Origin of the sequence: Cellulomonas sp. GbtcB1 (assembly GCF_019091725.1) — a bacterium.
In the GTDB taxonomy this organism is placed as follows: domain Bacteria; phylum Actinomycetota; class Actinomycetes; order Actinomycetales; family Cellulomonadaceae; genus Cellulomonas.
Genome location: NZ_JAGXJG010000638.1, coordinates 1 through 232 on the forward strand (window position 1 = coordinate 1; position 232 = coordinate 232).

The 232-nt window shown below is 76.3% G+C and carries 1 protein-coding gene; it reads right to left on the minus strand.

Annotation, left to right across the window (positions count from 1 at the left end):
* The coding region (locus KVT14_RS21630) for a hypothetical protein (RefSeq protein ID WP_217617415.1) at nt 1-232 on the minus strand (232 nt) is incomplete at both ends.

Genomic DNA, 232 nt, shown 5'->3' on the forward strand with positions numbered 1-232 from the left:
CCAGCGCCTTGACCAGGCTCGCCTCCGTGTAGCGCGGCGGCGGGGACGTGCGGTGGCCATCGGCCGTGAGGTCCGACTCCGTGGCCGGGTCGCCCTCGGCCATCTGCGGCAGCCGGGTCTCCTTGGCGCCCTCGGCGGCCTTGCCCTCGGCGTCCCAGGCGTATCGGTCGGCGTCCCGGCCCTCCTCGTACGCGGCGAGGGAGCCGCGGAACGAGATGGAGGTGCCGGGCGC